The following is a 19970-nucleotide window of genomic DNA, read 5'->3' on the forward strand; positions in this document are numbered from 1 at the left end:
CTCCCACATGAGGAAGAGGCATCCATGAGCAGACCTCTGCTGCGGGTCAGGGGACTCAGTAAGACGTTCCCCGGTGTCAGGGCCCTCCAGGACGTGTCGTTGACCGTCTCCTCCGGCGAGGTCGTGGCCTTGCTGGGCCACAACGGCAGTGGCAAGAGCACCCTGGTGAAGATCCTGGCCGGTGTGTACGACGCGGACGACGGGGCCGAGATCCAGGTGCCCGCCCCGGAATCGTCCGGTCGCGGCCTGCATTTCATCCACCAGGACCTCGGGCTGATCGCCTCGCTCACGGCCGTGGAGAACATCGACCTCGCGAAGCACCTCAAGAAGAGGGCCCTGCGGCCCTTCCGGACGCGACAGGAACGCAGCCATGCGAAGGACCTGCTGGCCCGCTTCGGCACGGATCTTGATGTCACCGTTCCGGTCTCCGGGCTGTCGCCCACGGAGCGAACGCTGGTCGCCATCGCCCGGGCCCTCGGGGACTGGCAGTCGACGCACAACGTCCTGATCCTCGATGAGCCGACAGCGGCCCTGAACGCCGATGGGGTTGGCAGTCTCTTCACCGCCGTCAGACGGCTCGCCGCCGACGGCACAGGAGTCCTCTTCATCTCACACCGCCTCGAAGAGGTCGTCGAACTCGCCGACCGTGTCGTGGTGCTTCGGGACGGTCGCGTGGCGGCGGAGCGGCTGCGCGGCGACTTCGATCGCGCATCACTCACCGAGCTCATCGCCGGTGGGCACCTTGAAGGCCACCGCACCGCGTCCGGGCGCGACTTCGGGCCCATTCGTCTGCGCGTGGAGGAGGTGACGGGACCGGAGCTCGCAGGCGTATCGTTCACCGCCAGAGCCGGTGAGGTCGTTGGAATTTCCGGCTTGCTGGGGTCCGGGGCGGAAACCCTCACCGGCGCCGTCTTCGGAAGCTCGGCTCGGACTTCCGGGCGCGTTCTGGTCGACGGCACCGCCATTCCCCCCGAGAACCCCGGTGCCGCCGTCAAAACAGGTGTAGTGCTGGCACCGGCCGATCGGCGTCGTCTTGGCGCCTTTGTGACGATGACCGCGCGGGAGAACATCACACTCCCGCTTCTCTCCCCACTGCGTCGAGCATCCGGGCGCCTCGACTTTCGAGCGGAGAAGCGAGAGGCCCGACAGTGGATGGACGACGTCGATGTCCGCCCCCGGGGAAGTATCGAAAAACCCTTCGGGCTGTTCAGCGGGGGCAACCAGCAAAAGATCGTGCTGGGCAAATGGCTCCGGACACGGCCCAAGGTGCTGCTCCTCGAAGAGCCCACCCAAGGAGTCGATGTCGGCGCCCTGGCAGGGATCTACCAGCTCATCGAGACGGCAGCTGCCGATGGAGCCGCAGTGGTGGTCGCTTCTTCCGACACTGAAGAACTCTGCCGGCTCTGTGACCGTGTTCTGGTCCTCGGCCAAGGACGTATCACCGCCGAACTCAGCGGACGCGGTCTCACCGAGGCCGATCTCGTCCGGGCCACCCTGGGCGGCGCTGAAGCCGCCCATCCCAGCTTCGCGCATGGAGGATCTCGATGAGCGACACCACAGTCGTGCACAACCGGAATGGCACGGCCGAGCGCGAATTCGCGCGGAGACCGACAGCCTCCTGGAGGCGCCAGGTTCTCAGCGCGCTCAGTTGGCGCAACATCAGTGCCGTGTATGTCCTCATAGCCATCGTGCTCATCTTCTCGGCGACGATCCCGGACAAGTTTCTTACCGCGACCACCTGGCGCACTCTGCTGGACAATCAGGCGGTCACCGGAGTGGCCGCGGTGGCGCTGGTCGTGCCGCTGGCGGCCGGTGTCTTCAACCTGGCCATCGGATTGCAGGTCGGCATCGCCTCCATCGTCGTCGGCTGGTTGCTCGTCAAACAGGGCATGCCGGTGGCGGTGGCGGTCCCGGCCACCGCCCTGCTCGGCGCGGCGATCGGCCTCGTCAGCGGGCTGCTCATCACCAAGGCACGTATCGACTCGTTCATCGCCACGCTCGGCGTCAGCTCGCTCCTCGGCGCGTGCGTCACCGGCATCTCCGGCGGCGAGCAGATCCTCGGGATGCCCAAGGGGTTCTCGTCGTTCGGCACCGGTGAGATCGGCGGCATCACCTACCCGGTTCTCTGCCTCTTCGCCGTCTGCCTGGTCGTCTGGTACCTGCTCGAACGGACGCCGTCAGGGCGGCGGGTCTACGCCACCGGCGGGAACGTCGACGCGGCACGGCTCACGGGTGTCAACACCAGCCTGGTCATCATCGGCTCCCTCGTCGCGTGCGGCATCCTCGCGAGCTTCGCCGGCATGCTGGTGACCTCGAAGCTGGCCAATGCCGACCCGACTCTTGGACCTGGCTACCTCCTGCCCGCGTTCACGGCGGTCTTCCTCGGCTCAACGCAGTTCAAGCGCGGGCGGTTCAACGTCTGGGGCACCGTGCTCTCGGTGTACGTCCTTGCCGCCGGGGTGAAGGGGCTACAGCTGTCCCAGGTTCCGGTCTGGATCCCCGACGCCTTCAACGGGGCGGCGCTCCTCGTCGCGGTCGCCGCGGCGAAGCGTCAAGGAGCCCTTGGCCGCTCATCCGGGCTGCTGGCCCGTGCTGTGCGCAGGGTCCGCCGAACGCTCCCGCCCGATGGTCTGAGCGAACAGAAGGGATGAGGCCGTGGGCCCGACCGGCTCCGATCTCGCCCATCAGATCCCCTTCGATGATGGCGTGGTTCTACAGTTCGCCGGCGAGTTCGGCGATCCGCTCTCGTAGCCAGCTGTGGGAGGGGTCGTCCGTGTGGCGCGGGCTCCAGAACAGCGCCTCGCTGATCGGACGCAGCGGCATCGGGGGGTCGACCACCCTCAGACGTATCTGCTCGGCAACACAGCGGGTCAGCCGCTCGTGCACCAATGACACGAGGGGCGTTCCGGCGACGAGGAGAGGGATGATGACAAAGCTGTGGGTGGTCATCTCCACTGCCCGCGAAATCCCCAGCGAGTCGAGCTGGGCATCGGCGATCGACTGAAGCGGGCCGCTGTAGGCCACGTAGGGCAGCTGGCTGAAGTCCTCCGTACTGAGTTCGGGCCCGACCGCGTCGTTATCCGGATCCGCCACCAGGACGTAGCGGTCATTGAACAGATGGCGATGCGGGTAGTTGAACCGCCCTCCGGCCGCTTCCGTCGGCAACACCAGCAGATCGACCTGGCCCTTGTGCAGCTGCTCGGCGCAGTCGGCCTGCACCGGTATGACGTTCACCCGCTGTAGCGGCGCCTCCTGCGCGAGGCGGGCGACCAAGGGGCGCAGCAGGATGAGGGTGACGTAGTCGCTGGCCATGATCGTGAACGAGCGGCGGTTGACCTGCGGGTCGAAGTCCCTCGCCCGGCCGAGCACGGCCTCGGCTGCCGCGACCGCCTCGCGGACCAGGGGCGTGAGCGAGAGGGCGAGGGGTGTGGGGGTCAGCGTCCTGCCCTCGCGCACGAGCAGCGGATCGTCGAAGTGCTTGCGCAGCCGGGCGAGCGACGCGCTCATCGCGGGCTGTCCCACAGACATGCGCTCGGCCGCACGGGTCACGTTGCGCTCGCTCAGCAAGGCGTCCAGTGCCGGCAGAAGATTCAGGTCAACCCCATCCAAGCTCATCTTTACCCGCCCTTTCGATGCATTGGCACCATCGATAGTATTAATGAAATGAATAGATAGGAATAGGGTGATCAGCGCAGATCGTCGCGTCATCCCAGCCGGAGCTTCGCCCGCATCGACGCGCGTGATGATCAGCATGCCATCAATCGCTTCTCGTGGCGTGCCGACCGCACGTCGTCGCGCGAGACGGCCGGTGACCGAAGTGCGTAGCAAGCAACTCGTATCGCTGCCAGTGATGGGAGCCATCGCCAGCAATCAGTTCCGCCGTGGCGATCGCGGTCATAGCATCCTCGCAGGCCGCAAGGGAGAGGGCGGGACATGACCAGGCTGCTCTGCCATCTCGCCTCGCTGGACATCACAAGCCCCGACGTGGAAGCGTCCTCGACTTTCCACGAGCTCACGCTCGGCCGGACCCGACGTCGCGGACTTCGCGATGGGACGTGCGGGCACGAAGCACCATCGGCCCCGGGCACCAACGACATCTCCCAGGGAACGCCGACAGACCGGGGCGGGGAAGGACAGATCATGGCCGAAGGACACCGGACGTGGACCGAGGAGCAGATCGACGCCGTGCTGGGGCGATTCGCCGATGGCTTCAGCCATCAGCGGCGGTCCCCGCTCCTGCACTCGCCCGCTGAATACGGACTCGCTCACGAGGACGTCAGCTTTCCCTCCCGGGACGGGGTTCCGCTGGAGGGCTGGTTCATCCCGGCGCCCGGGTCGAACAAGCTCGTGATCGCGAACCACCCCATGGGGTTCACACGGTCCGGCATGCCCACCCACCTGGAACCGTGGCACTCGGAGTGGGCGGCCAGCGGCAACGGGTTCGAGGTTGATTTCGTACCCGACTACGTGATCCTGCACGGGGCCGGGTACAACGTCCTCGCCTACGACCTTCGCAACCATGGCCTCAGCGGTGCCGCGAACGGGGGCATCACCTCGAGCGGGATCTTCGAGGCCCGCGACGTGGCCGGCTCGGTGGCCTACGCGCGCAGCCATCCGGACCTGCGAGACATGACGATCGGCCTCTTCAGCCGGTGCCTGGGTGCCGGCTCCACGTTCGCCGCGATGAAGCAGTTCCCGGAGGTGTTCGAGCCGGTGCGCTGCCTGGTCGCCCCTCAGCCGGTGACCGCGCGGGTCATCGTCGAGCGACGCCTTGAAGCCATCGGACTGGGCGACCGCATCGACGACTTCGAGCAGCGCATCGTCCAACGCACCGGCATCGGGTTCGCGGCCCGGAACGTTCGGGAGTGGGCCGGTCATGTCAGCGTGCCGACGTACCTCTACCAGGTGCGCGACGATGTGCTGACGCATCCGAGCGATGTACAGGCGATGTTCGACAACATCCCGGTGTGGGAGAAGACCCTGCACTGGATCGAGGGCACAACGGCGCGGTGGGACGGCTACCTCGAATTCCAGCGGCGGCCGGAGCCGATGCTCGACTGGTTTACCAAGTACATGGTGTGACCTTCACATGGAGCAAGGAGTGGAACATGAGTCGATTCACCGGGCGCACAGTCGTGGTGACCGGCGGCGCCCAGGGAATCGGTGCCGTGCTGGCAACCTCCCTGGCGGCCGACGGAGCCTTCGTCGCCGTCGCGGACGTACTACCGACGGACTCGACCGTCGAAGCGATCCACCGCGCGGGAGGGGAGGCCCTCGGCGGCGTCTGCGACGTGACCGACACCGACTCGGTGAACCGCTTCATCGGTGAGGTGCTTGCGCGACAGCGCACTGTGGACGGCCTGATCACGAACGCGGCCATGTTCACGAGCCTGCGACCCCAACGGTTCGAGGACATTCCGTCCGCGGAGTTCGATCGGGTTCTCTCGGTCAATGTGCGGGGCACCTTCGAGATGGTTCGCGCCGTCGCACCGGTCATGCGCCGCGAGGGGGCCGGCTCCATCGTGACCATCGGTTCGGGCACCATCTATAAGGGAATCCCGCTGTGGGCGCACTACGTCGCGTCGAAGGGGGCGATTGTCGCCCTCACCCGCTCCCTGGCTCGGGAGCTCGGTGAGGATGGGATACGGGTGAACTGCGTGGCTCCCGGGCTCACCGCGAGCGATGGCGTGCTCAACCACGCGGAGAGCTTCCCGCAGGTGTTCACCGAGCGGCAGATCGCGAGCCGGTGCCTGCCGCGCGAGCAGACCCCCCAGGACCTCGTCGGTGTGATGAAGTTCCTGCTCTCCGACGAAAGCGCCTTCATGTCGGGCCAGACCCTCGTCGTGGACGGCGGCTCCGCCTTCATCTGACCAGGAGATTTCTCTTGATTGTCATCACCGCCCCTACGGGCAACATGGGCAGCCAGGTCGTCGACAACGTGGGATCACACGGAGACACGTTCGAGGCGGCCCGAGCATGACCGTGTATGAGCTTCGCGTCTACGAAGCCGCGACCGGGAAGATGCCATCCCTCGAGGACACGTTGAGGGAGCTCGCCGCCCCGTTGATGCCCGAGTACGGAATGCGGATCGTCGGACTGTGGTCGACAGCCGACGAGCGCTTTCTCTACTGGGTCGTCGAACATCGCGGAACCGGCGACATCGACGCGAACTGGCGTGGTTTCCACGAGGATCCGCGCTGGAAGAAGAACCTGGCCGAACGCACCAAGGGCGACTCGTTCGTCGTCAGTACGCAGAGTGTCCCGTTGGTGGGAGTCACGGGTTTCCCGCCGCAGGCGAGCTGAGGCCGCGGCCTGCCGGTCAGCGGCGATCGGCAGGCCGACTGTCGCCCCTGCCTCGATGATCGCCCAGGCGATCGCGGGGGTGGGCGGTGACGAATTGCGGGGCCCCGCTCCACGGTCATTTATGAGAATCACGGTGCGCGGCAATCGTTGGCCTGGGTGACGTCTATCCCGTTGCGCGAAGTGGTATTTCGTGACCTGCTTCAGAGGCCGGTAGCGTCGGATTCATGGAGTGGAGTTTTCAGACGGCCGAAGAATTGGCGGCCGCGTTGCGTGCCGGTGAAGTGACCTCGGCGGAACTGACCGATGAGGCGATTGCCCGTATCGAGCGCGACGACAAGGTGATCAACGCGATCTGTGTGCCGGACTTCGACCGTGCGCGGGCCGCCGCGCGCGATGCCGACCAGGCGCGCGCCCGCGGCGAGGTCCGGCCGCTGCTCGGTATTCCGGTGACGGTCAAGGAGTCCTACAACATGGCTGGGCTGCCCACGACCTGGGGCATGCCGCAATACCGGGACTATGTGCCGGCCGAGGACGCGGTACAGGTGTCGCGGCTCAAGGCCGCGGGCGCGGTGGTGCTGGGTAAGACCAATGTGCCCTTGGGGCTGCAAGATATCCAGAGCTTCAACGAGATCTACGGCACCACCAACAATCCGTGGGATCACGGTCGCACGTCGGGCGGATCCTCCGGCGGATCAGCGGCGGCCCTGGCGTCCGGATTCTGTGCGCTGTCCATCGGCTCCGACCTCGCCGGTTCGCTGCGCACCCCCGCGCATTTCTGCGGTATCTATGCGCACAAGCCGACACTCGGACTGGCGGCAACCCGCGGCATGGTCGCGCCGCCGGCACCGCCATTGCCGGTCGACCTCGACCTCGCCGTCGTCGGTCCGATGGCGCGCACTGCCCGCGACCTCACGCTCCTGCTCGACGTCATGGCCGGACCGGACCCGCTGACGCTCGGCAAGGCGCACGATGTGACGCTGCCGCCCGCGCGCCACGAGCGGCTCGGCGACTTCCGGGTCCTGGTCGTCGACGAGCATCCGCTCATTCCGACCGGGTCCGCTGTGCGGGCGGGCGTGAACCGGGTGGCCGACGCGCTTGCCGACGGCGGCGCCCGCGTCGAACGGCACACTCCGCTGCTGCCCGATCTGACCGAAGCCGCCGTGATTTACACGCAGTTGCAGTTCTCGGGCTCTGTCGCACGTTTTCCCGTCGACGCCTACGAGCAGCTGCGGACCCGCGCCGCCGGACTGAGCGCAGACGACCAGAGTCTCGACGCGGCGCGGCTGCGCGGGATGGTGTTCAGCCACCGCGACTGGATCGAGGCCAACAACCATCGCGAGCTCCACCGCCACGGCTGGCGGCGGCTCTTCGCCGAGTTCGATGCCGTGGTGTGTCCGATCACACCGACTCCCGCGTTCCCGCACGACCACAACCCCAATCCGCTGGAACGCCGGATCGACATCGACGGCGTCGAGTACCCGTACTTCGACCAGCTCGTCTGGGCTGGTCTGGCCACCATGCCCGGCCTGCCCGCCACCGCCATACCAGCGGGCCGGACCTCCGATGGCCTGCCGATGGGGGTGCAGCTCATCGGCCCGATGTTCGAGGACCGCACCCCGTTGCGGCTGGCCGAACTGCTCGAGCAGAAGATCGGCGGCTTCCAGGAACCGAGGTAGGGCGTACTACCGGGTGTCCGTCGAGGATGAGGTGCGGATGACGTCGCCGAGCGCGAGGCGTACCCCGAAGCCGTCGAGCAGGCCCACGCCGACTTCGCCGTCCTGAGGGGCGGCGAAGTCCCCGGGCCCCGCCTCACCCTCCCTGACAGAGCGTCACTCTGATTACAGAGGGCTGCTTTTCGCTTCGCCGCGGCTTCGGGAGAGCAATACCTTTTCACCGACGGCAGGCTTGAGCCGCGCGGTCGCCCGCGCCTTCAGCCCGTCGGTGTCCGGCCACACGGGGACGGGCGAGCGGAGCCGGTGAAGGGCACGCTCGGCCCGGACTGCGCCCGGGCCGATGACTGCGCGAACCCTTGACAGAGCGCCATGCGGTTGGTTCTGTACACGACAGGTTATTTTGAGCGCTCAAATAGCTACGAACAGCGGCCCGATGGAGCAATCACCCTGTTGACCGATGTGCGGAAGCGGTGGATCCGACTTCCGTACGGACGACCTTGGAGCGCGATCATGAAGCGACTGAGACGTCTCCACAGCCTCCTCGCCGTCAGCGTGTGCGGTGCCCTGGCCGCCGTGCTGTCGCTGCTGAGCCCCGCGCCCGCCCAGGCATCCCAGACCACCATCCACAACGCCGACCCGAGCGTGATCCGGGTCGGCGGTACGTACATCTCGGCGGAGACCTCCGGCGGCGGCATCGCCGTCCGGGAGGCGTCCTCCCCGAGCGCGCTCGGCGCGGCCACCGCCCGGAAGGTATGGACGAACCCCAGCGGTCGCGGCGAGGTGTGGGCACCGGAGATCGTCGTGGACGGCGGCCGGTACTACATCTACTTCACCGCCGGCGCCGGCGCGGCCCACCGGATGTACGTGATCAGCTCCGCCACCGCCAGCAGCGGGTACGGGAACGAGACGAAACTGGCCCTCCCGGACGACAAGTGGGCGATCGACGGCAACATGTTCACCTTCGAGGGCCAGCGCTGGTTCGTCTGGTCCGGCTGGGCGGGCGACACCAACGTCGAGCAGAACCTCTACCTGACCAGGATGAGCAGCCCGACCACGCCGACCGGCGCGCGGTACATCATCTCGCAGCCGCGCGAGAGCTGGGAGCGTGTGGTCGGCAACCCGTACATCAACGAGGCGCCGAACGCGATCAAGGATCCCAACGGCCAGTTGCACATCGTGTACTCGGCCAATGGCAGTTGGAGCGACCAGTACTGCATGGCCGACCTGCGGCTGCGGGCCGGCGGTGACCCGATGTACGTATGGGACTGGTACAAGTCGAACGGCTGCCTGTTCGGGTCGCACGCGGCCACGATGATGAAGGGGTGGGACCCCACCCTCTACGTCGACGGGTCCGGCAGCCACAGCTTCGTGCTGCTCAACGGTGACATCGACACCAGCCCGCCGGCCGGCCCGACCTTCCCGCTGATGTTCACGGCGGTCCCGAAGGGGACCCCGTACTCCTGGTCCGCCCGCTACTGGTTCACCGGCAGCTTCTGCTGGTGGGGCAACACCACGTACACCCGGGCCAATGTCCCCGGCGACACCAGCAACACCGGTTGGAGCCTGAAGTTCTTCGAGTAGGCGTGCCTGGCCCGGCCCCATCCCCGACCCCCATGGAGGGACACGACCATGCCAGGTCCCATGCCACCGCTTTTGCGAAGTCGCCACCACATGTCCCCGGGCGCCGTCCTGGCCGCCCTCTGTCTGCTGGCCGTGACGCTGCTCCTCGGCGCCGGACAGGCGTACGCCGCGCCCGCCGGCCCCGACCAGCGGGTCCGCCTCGGCACGTCCTCCGGCGGTGAGTCCGACGCAGGCGTGCGCATCATGCCGCTGGGCGACTCGATCACCGACGGGTTCAACGTGCCCGGCGGCTACCGCTCGGACCTGTGGCAGTACCTGGTCGCCGACGGTCACACCGACGACTTCGTCGGCTCGCAGTCCAACGGCCCCGCGCGTCTGGGCGACCACGACCACGAGGGCCATCCGGGCTGGCGGATCGACGAGATCGACGCACACGCCGCCGACTGGGTGCGCGCCACGTCACCGCGCACGGTCCTGCTGCACATCGGCACCAACGACATGGTTCAGAACCACGACCCGGCCGGCGCCCCGGCCCGGCTGTCCACGCTGCTCACGCACATCACCGACGCGGCTCCCACCGCCGATGTGCTGGTCTCCGACCTGGTCCCGCTCGCCGACCCGGTCCTCGAAAGCCGCGCGGCACAGTACAACGCGGCCGTCCCCGGCGTGGTCTCCGCGCTTGCCGCGCAGGGTCGGCATGTGCACTTCGTGGCCATGCACTCCGCGCTCACCACCGCCGATCTGGCCGACGGGGTGCACCCGACGGCCGGTGGCTACTCCAAGATGGCCGCGCGCTGGTACTCCGCGCTGGTCTCCTCGCCGGTCACCCGCTGGGAGGCGGAGAACTCCGCCTACGCGTCCGTGCACGACGCAGACCTGTTGTCCAGCCCCACCGCGTCAGGTGGTGTGAAGGCCGGCCATATCGACAACGCCGACAGCTACCTCCAGTACGTCATCACCGCCCCCTACACCGGGGCCTACCGCATGTACGTACGTGCCGGAAACGGCATGGGCTCCACCTGCACCCATCTGCTCACCGTCGACGACGCCCCCGCCGTCACCGTCGCCTACCCCTCCTACGGCTGGGAGGAGTGGTCGATGACCGGCGTCGACGTCCACCTCCGGCAGGGCGCCAACACCCTGCGCTTCGCCAAGGGCACGTGTTACGCCGAGATCGATGCGATCGACTTCGCCACCCTCGGCGCACCCACTCCCTGGATCTAGCGACTCCCCGGCGGGCCGCCGACGCCATCGGCGGCCCGCCGGGAGGACGCCTCCGCGGCCGCTTGCTCCGCTCCCTATTTGAGTCCTCCCGCGGTCAGGCCGGAGACGATGCGTCGCTGGAACGCCAGAACCGCGAGGACGAGGGGGACGGTGACCACGACACCGGCCGCCATCTGAGTTCCGTAGGGCTGGTCGAAGCCGTAGGCCCCGGTGAAGCGGGAGATGGCGACGGTGGCCGTTTGCATGTCCTTCTTGTTGACCATGGAAAGCGCGATGATGAAGTCGTTCCAGGCCGCGATGAACGTGATGATCGCGGTCGTGAACACACCGGGTGCCGCGAGCGGGAGGATGACCTTGCGGAAGGCTTGTCCCCGGGTGCATCCGTCGATCATCGCCGCTTGTTCCAGTTCGGCGGGGAGCTGGCGGAAGAACGACGTCAGGTACCAGACGGCCAGCGGAAGGGCGAACGACAGGCTCGGCACGATCATGGCCTGATAGGTGTTGATCCATTTGATGTCGGTGAACAGCTTCAGCAGCGGCACGACGATGGAGATCGGCGGGAACATGGATATCGCGATGATGACGGCCGCGACCAGGTTCTTGAAGCGGAACTCCAACCGCGCCAGCGCGTAGGCGGCAACGGTACCGATCACCAGCGTGATGACCGTGGTGATGCCCGCCACCACGAGGCTGTTGAGCAGAGCCCGTCCGAATCCGACCTCGGGTTTGAACACCGCGCGGAAGTTCGCGGTGGACCAGGGCCTGGGCAGGGCGGAGAGCTGGAACTGGTCGGAGGGCCGGCGGAACGCGGAGACCACCATCCAGAAGAACGGTGCCAGACAGTAGACGACGATGACGGCTATGCCGAAGTAGCGGAGGACGGCCGCGGCACCCGGGCCCTTGGCACCCGCTCTCCTGCTGGGCCGGTCCGTGGCGTGGGTGGTCATGCGGGAGTTCCCCTTCCTGCGAGCGGGCGCGTTGCCGACCGGCGCCGACGTGCCGGAGTCCTGGTCCGCGCTCCGGCGAGGAGATCTGCGCCGAGAATCTTGACGAAGGCGTACGCGACGATGACGACGTACACGAACAGCAGCGTGGCGTAGGCCGCGGCAGGCCCGTAGTGCAGGTTGTTGGCTTCGTTGAAGGCGAGCACCGACAGCGTCTGCACGGAGTACTTCTGGTTTCCCACCAGCAGGTAGGGCAGGTCGAACATGCGCAGGACATCGAGAAGGCGGAACAGCACGGCGACGAGGAGGGCCGGCTTGATCAGAGGCAGTGTGATCTTTCGAAACCGAATCCAGGCATTCGCGCCGTCCACCCGGGCGGCCTCGTGGAGTTCGGCGGGAATGAGCTGGAGGCCGGCGAGGGTGAGCAGGCCGATGAAGGGGGCGGTCTTCCAGGTGTCGGCGATGACGACGGCACACTTGGCCGGCCAGCCGTCCGCGGACCACAGGATCTGCTGCCCCAGAAGGTTGTTGGCGATGCCGTTGGCGTCGAAGACCCATCGCCAGAGCAGGCCGGATACGGCGGTGGGAACCGCCCAGGGCACGAGGATGCTGGCGCGCAGAAGGGCACGGCCGCGCAGCGCGTGATGCATGATCAGGGCCATGGCCAGGCCGATGACGGTTTCCAGAACCACGCTGGTGACCGTGAAGAACGTGGTGTTGCCGAAGGCGTTCCAGAAGCGGGAGCCGTTGGCCCCGGTGAAGGCGTCGGTGTAGTTGCGCAGGCCGACGAAGTGCTCGCCGCTGATGACGAAGCCGTTCGCGTCCAGTCCCTCTCCTCGCTGGTAGAGGGACCCGCGCAGCGCGGACACCAGCGGGTAGCCGATGACCAGGGCCAGGACGAGAAGTGTGGGCGAGAGCAGGAGGGCGGCGAGGCGGCCTTCGCCGCGATGGGCGCGGCGGATTCGGTTTTTCGGTGCGGGCTTTGCGTGCGGTGGAGCTGCGGCGGGTGCGGAAGTGGTCATGAAAGGCTCGGTCTTCCGTGCGATCAGTCGGGAGGAGACGACGGGCCGGACGCGAGGGGAGGAGACGCGCCCGGCCCGTCCGTTCACGGCTGAGAAGTGAGCTGCGTCAGCTTGTCCTGTAGCGAGGCCAGCGCGGTGGCGGGATCGGTCCGGCCGGAGAGCACAGGGTAGACGGCGTCCTGGATCGCCGCGGACACATCGCCATAACGAACGGCCTGGGGACGTGCGACCGCGGTGTCCAGCGACTTCTTGAGGCCGGCCAGGTAGGGGAACTTCTTCTGGAGGGCGGGGTCCTGGTACAGGGCGGTTCGGGTGGGAGCGGTGGACGCGGCGAGCAGGTTGGCGCGTTCGGACCTGTCGCTCGTCAGGTAGGTGATGAAGTCGCGGGCGGTCGTCTTGTGCTTGGTGAACGAGGAGACGGCGAGGTTGTAGCCGCCCAGGGTCGAGGAGCCGGTGCTGTCGAGGCCGGGCAGGGGTGCGACGTCGAACTTGCCGGTGACCTTGGAGGAGCCGTCGGTCTTGTTGGCCAGGTCCCACACATAGGGCCAGTTGCGCATGAAGATCACTTTTCCGGACTGAAACGCCTGTCGTCCGTTCTCTTCCTGATAGGTGAGGTCCTCGTGCGGGATGGTGCCGTCCTTGAAGGCGTCCGCCATCCAGGTGAGTGCGGTCTTCGCCTGGGGGGTGTCGACCGTCGGCTTGCCGTTGGCGTCGAAGACATGCCCGCCGGAGGACTGCACGGCTTCGGAGAAGTTGACGACCAGGCCCTCGTACTTGTCGAACTGCCCCGCGTAGCAGGCGGCCTTCTTGGCCTGCGGCTGTGCCTTTATCTTGGCGCAGTCGGCCTGCATCTCGCGCCAGGTGGTCGGTGGCGACTTGATTCCCGCGGCGGTGAGCAGATCGCTCCGGTAGAAGAGGAGGCCGCCGTTGGTCTGCCACGGCACGCTGTAGAGGGTGCCGCGGTACTTGGCCGATTCGACGGCGGCCGGGAGCAGGCCGCTGGTGCTGGTCGAGGCGGGTATCGGGTCGATCCACCGGTTGGCCGCGAATGCGGAGGTCCACGTCACGTCCAGCCCCAGCACGGAGAACGCGCTCGACTTGACCTGGGCGTTCTGCTGGAGCTGCTGTAGTTGGGCGTCGGCGGCGGCCGGGAGTTCGTTCAGCGTGACCTTCTCCGACGGGTGGGCGGCGTTCCAGGCGTCCACCTGCTTCTGCAAGGCGCCGGAGGTGTCCTTGCCGACCGCGAAGGTGATGGGGCCACGATCGGTGCCACCGCCTGACGCGGACGTCCCGTCCTTCGCATCGCTGCCGGAGCAGCCGGCCAGGATCAGGGCACCGGTGGCTGCCAGGGCCGCCAGGCCGGCGGTTCTCGATGTGCGCCAGGTGGTGCGGATGCGGCTCATGCGGGCTCCTTGCGGTGAGGGAGGGTACGGGCGGGGAAGCGGGTGCGGCTCGCGAGGGGGGCGTCGCAGAGCCGGGAGGGGGAGTCCCGGTCAGGTGTGTCGAGGCTCGGGAACGGCCGTCAGGAGGCCCGGGCGATCGCCGGATTCGGTGCCCGCGCTCGTGGAGTCATGGCTTTCGAGGTAGTCGATCATCGCCACGGCCCCGGCCGAGGCCCATGCTTGCGGACGGCAGGCGTTGGGGTAGGCGAGAACGGGCTCACCATCATGGGCGGAGGTGCCCGCGTACAGTTCCGGAAGGCGGAAAGCGAACTCTTCGGCGGCGGTGACGACGCCTTCCGCCAGCGAATGCGCGACGGCGTGGTGACCCTCGGCGGCCAGCCCGAGCACCGCGATGGCCGTGTCGTGTGGCCAGACGCTGCCGCAGTGGTAGCTGTGCGGGTTGAAGGCCCTGCTGGTCGAGGACAGGGTGCGCAGTCCATAGCCGCAGTCGAGGTCGGGGCGCGACAGGCGACGCGCCACCAGGTCCGCCTCACGGGAGTTGAGCAGGCCGGTGCCGAGCAGATGCGCCATGTTCGAGGCCGCTCCGTCCACCGGCCGTTTGTCCGCGTCCAGGGCTATGGCGGGATAGACGCCGGTGGCGTCGTCGATCCAGAAGGTGGCGCGGAACCGCTGTTGAAGCCGGGCTGCCCAGTCCCGCCAGCGGTCGGCTCCGGGCAGGCCGAAGGCGTCGAGGAGGGTGGCGCCCTGGGTGGCGGCCGCATACGCGTAGCCCTGCACCTCGCACAGCGCCAGCGGGGATGCCACGCGTCGCCCGTCCGCCCAGCGCACGGCGTCCGGGGTGTCCTTCCAGCCCTGATTGGCCAGGCCGCCCCGGGTGGAGGACCGGTACTCGATGAAACCGTCCGCGTCGCTGTCGCCGTGGGCCGTGATCCACTCCAGCGCCGCGAGCAGGCTCGGGAGAAGCGCCTCGATCTCGGCCTCGTCCACGCCTGCCTGCCAGGTGCTGTGCAGGAGGCGGACCCACAACATGGTGGCGTCGATCGTGCCGAAGTAAAGGGGAGGGATGACCATGTCGTTCAGGCGCAGAGTCTCCCGGCGGACTTCGTGCAGAATCTTGCCCGGCTCCTCCTCCGCCACGGCGTCGTGACGTTCCCCCTGGCGCCGCTGCAAGGTACGCAGTGTTCCGAGGGCCAACCGCCGGGCACCGGGCAGGAGCAGGGAGGCCGACCACAACGCGTCGCGGCCGAAGAGGGTGAAGTACCAGGGGCTGCCGGCGGCGAGGAAGGAGTCCGCGGGCTCCAGGGGATCGGCCAGCAGCATGCGCTGAAGATCCCGCACACTCGCCTGGAGCAGTTTGCGGCGCTGGGGGTCGCGCGGCTCCTCCGCCCCGGTGGTCCGGTGGGGGAGTACGGGCGGATTCCGCGGAGCGACGGACAGGAACGTACGCTGGGCCGTCTCCGGATCGTTGTTCCGGGCGATCGCCCGCAAGGTGACCCCGGCCGGTTGCTCCGGCGCCAGGTCGACGGTGAACGACAGCACCACGTCCGCGTCCTCGGACGTCATCCGCGCCGGAACCGGTTCCGCGGTCAGCAGAACCTCCTGTACCGCTCCGGCCCAGCACGCGCCTCCGGCCACGGGCCGAGGATCCACGTGAGGCGCCTGCCGGCCGCCGCGCACGACATGGACCGGTGCCAGATCGGTTCGGGCACGCGCCCGCACGGTCGCCCGCACGGGGGCGGCACCGTAATTGACCAGCTCCAGTCGTTCCTCCAGCCCGTCCTGGCCCACCGACCGGTAGCGGTGCATCACCACCGATGGATCGGCGCCCTCGTCACCGTCCAGGCGTACACGGGAGGTGAACACGGCACTCGCAGGGCCCTGAAGCCGGCATCCGACCGGCTCGACCACAGCGTCGGCCACCTCCACCTCCAGGCCGGAGAGCACCCGGTAATCATTGGTGTAGAAGCCGTCGAGCCCCTGCGCACGTATCTGGCCGTCGCCGGAACTCAGGCACACGGAGGGTGCCCAGAGCAACGTGACCAGTTCGTGCAGAGAGCTCTGGCGGAAGTGGCTCACATCGCCTCCGTGAACTCGGACGGGTGGAGTTGCGGTAAAATTTGAGCGCGCAAATCGCGAGGAAGCGAACCGTAGCAGACCGGACGACCGCCGACCAGGGACCGAGTTCAGGGACAATGCACTGCGGGTGCAGCAGAAGGAACTGGAGGCGTACATGGCGGAGCCGGGACACCACGAGCCAGTGGGTGGAGGCGCTCCCACTCTCCAGGACGTGGCACAGGCGGCCGGAGTGTCCAGACAAACCGTGTCCAATGTCCTGCACGCGCCCGAGCGGGTGCGCCCCGCCACCCGCGAGCGCGTCGTGGAGTTCATCTCCCGGCTCGGCTACCAGCCCAATCGCCAGGCGCAGGCTCTGGCGCGCAGCGCCTCACACATGATCGGCTGCCGGATCCGCCCGCTGACTCCCGGAGCCCTCACCTCGATGCACGACAGGTTTCTGCATGCTCTGGCCGAGGCCGGCCGGGCGGCCGACCACCACCTGTTGCTGTTCGCGGCCGAGGACGAGTCCGCGGAGATCGACAGCGTCGGCAGGCTCCACCGCGGAGGAGCTGCCGACGCATTCGTCCTGTACGACCTGACGGCCGACGACCAACGCCCGAAGGCGCTGCTCGACATGGGGGTTCCGTTCGTCGCGTTCGGGCGGACGGATACCGGCGCCGACACCTATCCCTGGGTCGACGTGGACAATGTCCTGGGCACTCGCCTCGCCGTGGACCACCTGGTCAATCGCGGTCATCGCCGCATCGCGTTCCTCGGCTGGCCGTCCGGTCGCACCATCGGCGACCGCCGGGCACGTGGCTGGCACCAAGCCGTCGAAAGCCACCGTCTCGCCTCGACCTGTGGAGTCCTGGACGTGCGGAGCGAGGACTCGGTCCAGGCGGCCATCCAGGTCACCTTCAGACTGCTCGAACACTCCGAGCCCCCCACCGCCATCGTCACGGCCACCGACACGCTGGCCGTGGGTGCCATGCAGGCGGCTCAGCGATGGGGGCTCGAGGTGGGACGCGACCTCGCTGTCGTCGGTTTCGACGACACGCCCACGGCGGCCGCCCTGGAGCTCAGCAGCATCCGGCAGCCCATCGAGCTGGTCGCCCGGCAGGTCGTCGCGGCCCTGCTCGGCACTGACAAGGTGGGACCCGGACGCAAGCTCCTGGAACCCCAGCTGGTCATCCGGTCCTCCAGCGCCCGGCCCGCGAGCCCGCGGCGGTAGCCCCGCCCGTCCCACCGACAACCCGGCCGATGCCGGGCACCCCAGAGCAATCGGTGCGCGAACTCTTGACAGGTCCGGCATCGGTTGGTTCCTTAGGGGCGCCGCGTTTGAGCGCTCAAAAACTGTGGGCTCTCACTGACCGCGGCGCCCGGCCTCTATGGCCACCGCAGAGCACGATCAGACCCTGTCGCCTCTGATCCTGGCGACCGACGCCCCCAGGAATCGCCATGAGCCGCATCACACCGTCGCCGGTGCCGGCCGACGGACCTCCCCGCCTCAGAACCCTGCGCCGACGCCTCCTCAGCGCGGTCATCGGACTCGCCCTCGTCGGCTTCGCCGCCGGTGTCCAGACCCTCCAGGCCGCTCCGGCCCGTGCCGGCACGAACCAGGTCGACAGCGCGGTCATCGGCTGGGACGGAGACAAAGACGCCGCCATCGCCCATCGGGACGGCAGTTTCGACATCCGCGCCGGGAAGAACACGACCGCCGGATTCGGGATCTACAACAACCCCGCGTCTCTCCAGTGGTCGAATGCCGAGGGCTACTACCCGGCGCTGGTGACGCGCTTTCAGCGCGACAACACCACCGTCACCATCACCAACTTCGGAGACAAGGTGACGGCCGGTGGCAACGACTATGTCGCCGTCTACTCCCGCGTCACCGTGGACAACCATGACACGGTGGCCCACACCGAGGACCCGGCGCCCTCATCCGGCCTGATCCCGCTGAACGACGTGGGCAACACGGTGCAGCCGGGTGAGTCGGTCTCGCACGACTACGTCATCGCGGTCGACCGCTTCGGGGCTTCGTACCCGTGGCCCTCCGACAGCAGCCTGGCCGCGGCCGGCTCGTACGACTCCCACTACGCGCACATGACCAACCACTGGGACGGCCGGCTCGGGGAGATCGCCCAGCTCGACCTGCCGGACCCCCGGCTGGTCAACGCCTACAAGGCGGGCATGATCTACGGCGAGATCGTCAAGGACGGCACCGCGCTCCATGTCGGGGAGAACGGCTACGACCAGGTCTGGAACCACGACCTCGTCGGCATGCTCGTCAACCGTTTCACCCAGGGCGACCTCTCCGACGCCAAGACCCAGCTCACCGAGTTCGACCCGAGCAACTCTCCGGTCGACTACGACGACGGGCACTGGACCTTCCCCTGGCCCTGGGCCGTCTACCTGGAGAAGACCGGCGACACCGCCTTCGTGCAGAGCAACTTCAACCGCATCCAGACCGAGGCCCACCGGATCCAGACCGACCGGACCGGGCCCGGCGGCGTCATGAAGGCCACCTACGACATCGACAGCGACGGCTACTGGACCGTCGACAACGCCGAGGCCCTCATGGGCCTGACCGCCTACCACTACATCGCGGCCAAGCTCGGCAAGACCTCCGAGGCGAACTGGGCGCAGCGGACCCACAAGTCCCTGCTGTCCGCGGTGAACACGGCGCTGACCAAGACCATCGACGCCAACCACCTCGACTACATCCCCTGCGCCGTGAACGCGCCCAACGACGGCAATGCCTGCGGGCAGAAGAACAACGCCAACTGGGCCGCGTTGTTCCTGTTCGGCCGCTGGAACTGGGACGGCTACCTCTTCGGCGCCCAGCAGAGCGGCCCGATGACCACCATGCTCGACTCCACCTACAAGAACGGATTCGCCAAGCTCTCCGGGCTGCCCCCGCACACCTACGGCGGCTACACCGGCTTCAGCACGGGCTACAACGCCGGGTACGGGGAGGCCGGGCTCGCTTCCGCCGACTACCGCGCCGAAGGCGTGTACGACTACCAGTTCATGATCACGAACTCGCAGAGCGCGCCGTTCTCCTGGTGGGAGGGCATCCCCACCGCCGGGTCCACCAACTGGTCACCCGGCACGCACGCCACCGCCGGCACCGGTTCCAGCCCTCATATGTGGGGTCAGGCCAATGCCTCCAAGGTGTTGCTCGACTCCCTCGTCGCCGAGAAGTCCGACGGGCAGGTCATCGTCGGCCGCGGCCTGCCCACCGAATGGCTGCGCTCCGGCGCCACGACCAGTGCCACCAACGTCCCGATCGCCGGTGGCCACCGCATGGGTGCCACCATCACCAGCACCGGCTCCGCGGTGAAGCTGACCCTGAACGGCGACACGCCCGCCGGTGGGGTGTCCTTCCAGGTCCCCGGCTTCGTCGGGAACATCGCCTCCGCCACCGCGGGCACCGTGAACTCGGCCGCCGGGACGGTCACCCTCCCGGCCGGCACCACCTCCACCACCGTCACCCTCACCAAGCCCCCCGCCTTCCAGAGCTCCGGCGGTCTCGACCTCGACGGATACTGCAAGTCGGTCGGAAACACCGGCGGCGTCAGCCTCGACGGCACCACCGCCAGTGACTGGCACTGTGTCGCCCCCGACGGCAACCACGTCTCCATGAGCATGGACGACGCCTGCACCTACGGCTACCCGTACGCGGCGAGCGTCTTCTCCCGCGCCGCCGACGCCGACGATCCCCACAGTTGGGCCTGCTGGCACTTCTGATCCAGCCCGGTCGGC

General features: G+C 67.9%; 15 protein-coding genes. 10 read left to right on the plus strand and 5 right to left on the minus strand.

What is annotated here, in order from left to right; translation table 11 throughout:
- The first annotated feature begins 24 nt into the window (after positions 1-24).
- On the plus strand, positions 25-1548 hold the full coding sequence (locus tag AB0E24_RS25990; protein ID WP_359380406.1) for a sugar ABC transporter ATP-binding protein: 1524 nt from the start codon (positions 25-27) through the stop codon (positions 1546-1548).
- Complete coding sequence (locus tag AB0E24_RS25995; RefSeq protein ID WP_079153296.1) at positions 1545-2651, plus strand: ABC transporter permease; 1107 nt, start codon at positions 1545-1547, stop codon at positions 2649-2651. Before AB0E24_RS25990 ends, AB0E24_RS25995 begins: the two co-directional genes overlap by 4 nt.
- A gap of 61 nt (positions 2652-2712) precedes the next feature.
- Here the strand turns inward: AB0E24_RS25995 and AB0E24_RS26000 are convergent, their stop codons facing one another.
- Positions 2713-3753: a LysR family transcriptional regulator gene (locus AB0E24_RS26000; protein ID WP_214659735.1), complete on the minus strand. Its 1041-nt coding sequence runs from the start codon at positions 3751-3753 to the stop codon at positions 2713-2715.
- Positions 3754-4140: 387 nt separating this feature from the next.
- Between AB0E24_RS26000 and AB0E24_RS26005 the strand changes: the two genes are divergently transcribed.
- The 6 genes from AB0E24_RS26005 (at position 4141) to AB0E24_RS26030 (ending at position 10781) form a co-directional block, all read left to right on the plus strand.
- Positions 4141-5082 (plus strand): alpha/beta hydrolase, encoded by a 942-nt coding sequence (locus AB0E24_RS26005; protein WP_359380411.1) that lies wholly within the window; start codon positions 4141-4143, stop codon positions 5080-5082.
- Between the two features lie 56 nt (positions 5083-5138).
- Entirely contained in the window at positions 5139-5870 is a 732-nt protein-coding gene (locus AB0E24_RS26010) for an SDR family NAD(P)-dependent oxidoreductase (RefSeq protein ID WP_359380413.1), read from the plus strand.
- Between the two features lie 106 nt (positions 5871-5976).
- Positions 5977-6303, plus strand: a complete 327-nt coding sequence (locus tag AB0E24_RS26015) for an NIPSNAP family protein (RefSeq protein WP_359380415.1) — start codon at positions 5977-5979, stop codon at positions 6301-6303.
- A 224-nt stretch (positions 6304-6527) separates the two neighbouring features.
- Complete coding sequence (locus tag AB0E24_RS26020) at positions 6528-7979, plus strand: amidase (protein ID WP_359380417.1); 1452 nt, start codon at positions 6528-6530, stop codon at positions 7977-7979.
- 507 nt (positions 7980-8486) lie between these two features.
- Positions 8487-9557, plus strand: coding sequence for a glycoside hydrolase family 43 protein (locus tag AB0E24_RS26025; protein WP_359380419.1), 1071 nt, complete (start codon positions 8487-8489; stop codon positions 9555-9557).
- Between the two features lie 90 nt (positions 9558-9647).
- On the plus strand, positions 9648-10781 hold the full coding sequence (locus tag AB0E24_RS26030; protein WP_347236255.1) for a GDSL-type esterase/lipase family protein: 1134 nt from the start codon (positions 9648-9650) through the stop codon (positions 10779-10781).
- Between the two features lie 74 nt (positions 10782-10855).
- Here the strand turns inward: AB0E24_RS26030 and AB0E24_RS26035 are convergent, their stop codons facing one another.
- From AB0E24_RS26035 to AB0E24_RS26050, 4 genes are all read right to left on the minus strand, one after another.
- Positions 10856-11728 (minus strand): carbohydrate ABC transporter permease, encoded by an 873-nt coding sequence (locus tag AB0E24_RS26035; protein WP_069868034.1) that lies wholly within the window; start codon positions 11726-11728, stop codon positions 10856-10858.
- Entirely contained in the window at positions 11725-12747 is a 1023-nt protein-coding gene (locus tag AB0E24_RS26040) for a carbohydrate ABC transporter permease (RefSeq protein WP_099017305.1), read from the minus strand. The genes AB0E24_RS26035 and AB0E24_RS26040 overlap by 4 nt, the downstream gene beginning before the upstream one ends.
- An 83-nt stretch (positions 12748-12830) precedes the next feature.
- Positions 12831-14150, minus strand: coding sequence for an ABC transporter substrate-binding protein (locus tag AB0E24_RS26045; protein WP_359380423.1), 1320 nt, complete (start codon positions 14148-14150; stop codon positions 12831-12833).
- Between the two features lie 90 nt (positions 14151-14240).
- A complete protein-coding gene (locus AB0E24_RS26050; protein WP_251771499.1) occupies positions 14241-16226 on the minus strand; it encodes a glycogen debranching N-terminal domain-containing protein in 1986 nt (661 codons plus the stop codon).
- A gap of 127 nt (positions 16227-16353) precedes the next feature.
- On the opposite strand from AB0E24_RS26050, the gene AB0E24_RS26055 reads away from it, so the two are divergent.
- Together AB0E24_RS26055 and AB0E24_RS26060 are read left to right on the plus strand one after the other, a co-directional pair.
- A complete protein-coding gene (locus AB0E24_RS26055) occupies positions 16354-17436 on the plus strand; it encodes a LacI family DNA-binding transcriptional regulator (protein ID WP_250849124.1) in 1083 nt (360 codons plus the stop codon).
- Between the two features lie 227 nt (positions 17437-17663).
- Positions 17664-19955: a hypothetical protein gene (locus AB0E24_RS26060; protein ID WP_359380427.1), complete on the plus strand. Its 2292-nt coding sequence runs from the start codon at positions 17664-17666 to the stop codon at positions 19953-19955.
- Positions 19956-19970: the final 15 nt, after the last annotated feature.

This window comes from Streptomyces malaysiensis subsp. malaysiensis (assembly GCF_040653035.1).
Lineage (GTDB): Bacteria > Actinomycetota > Actinomycetes > Streptomycetales > Streptomycetaceae > Streptomyces > Streptomyces malaysiensis.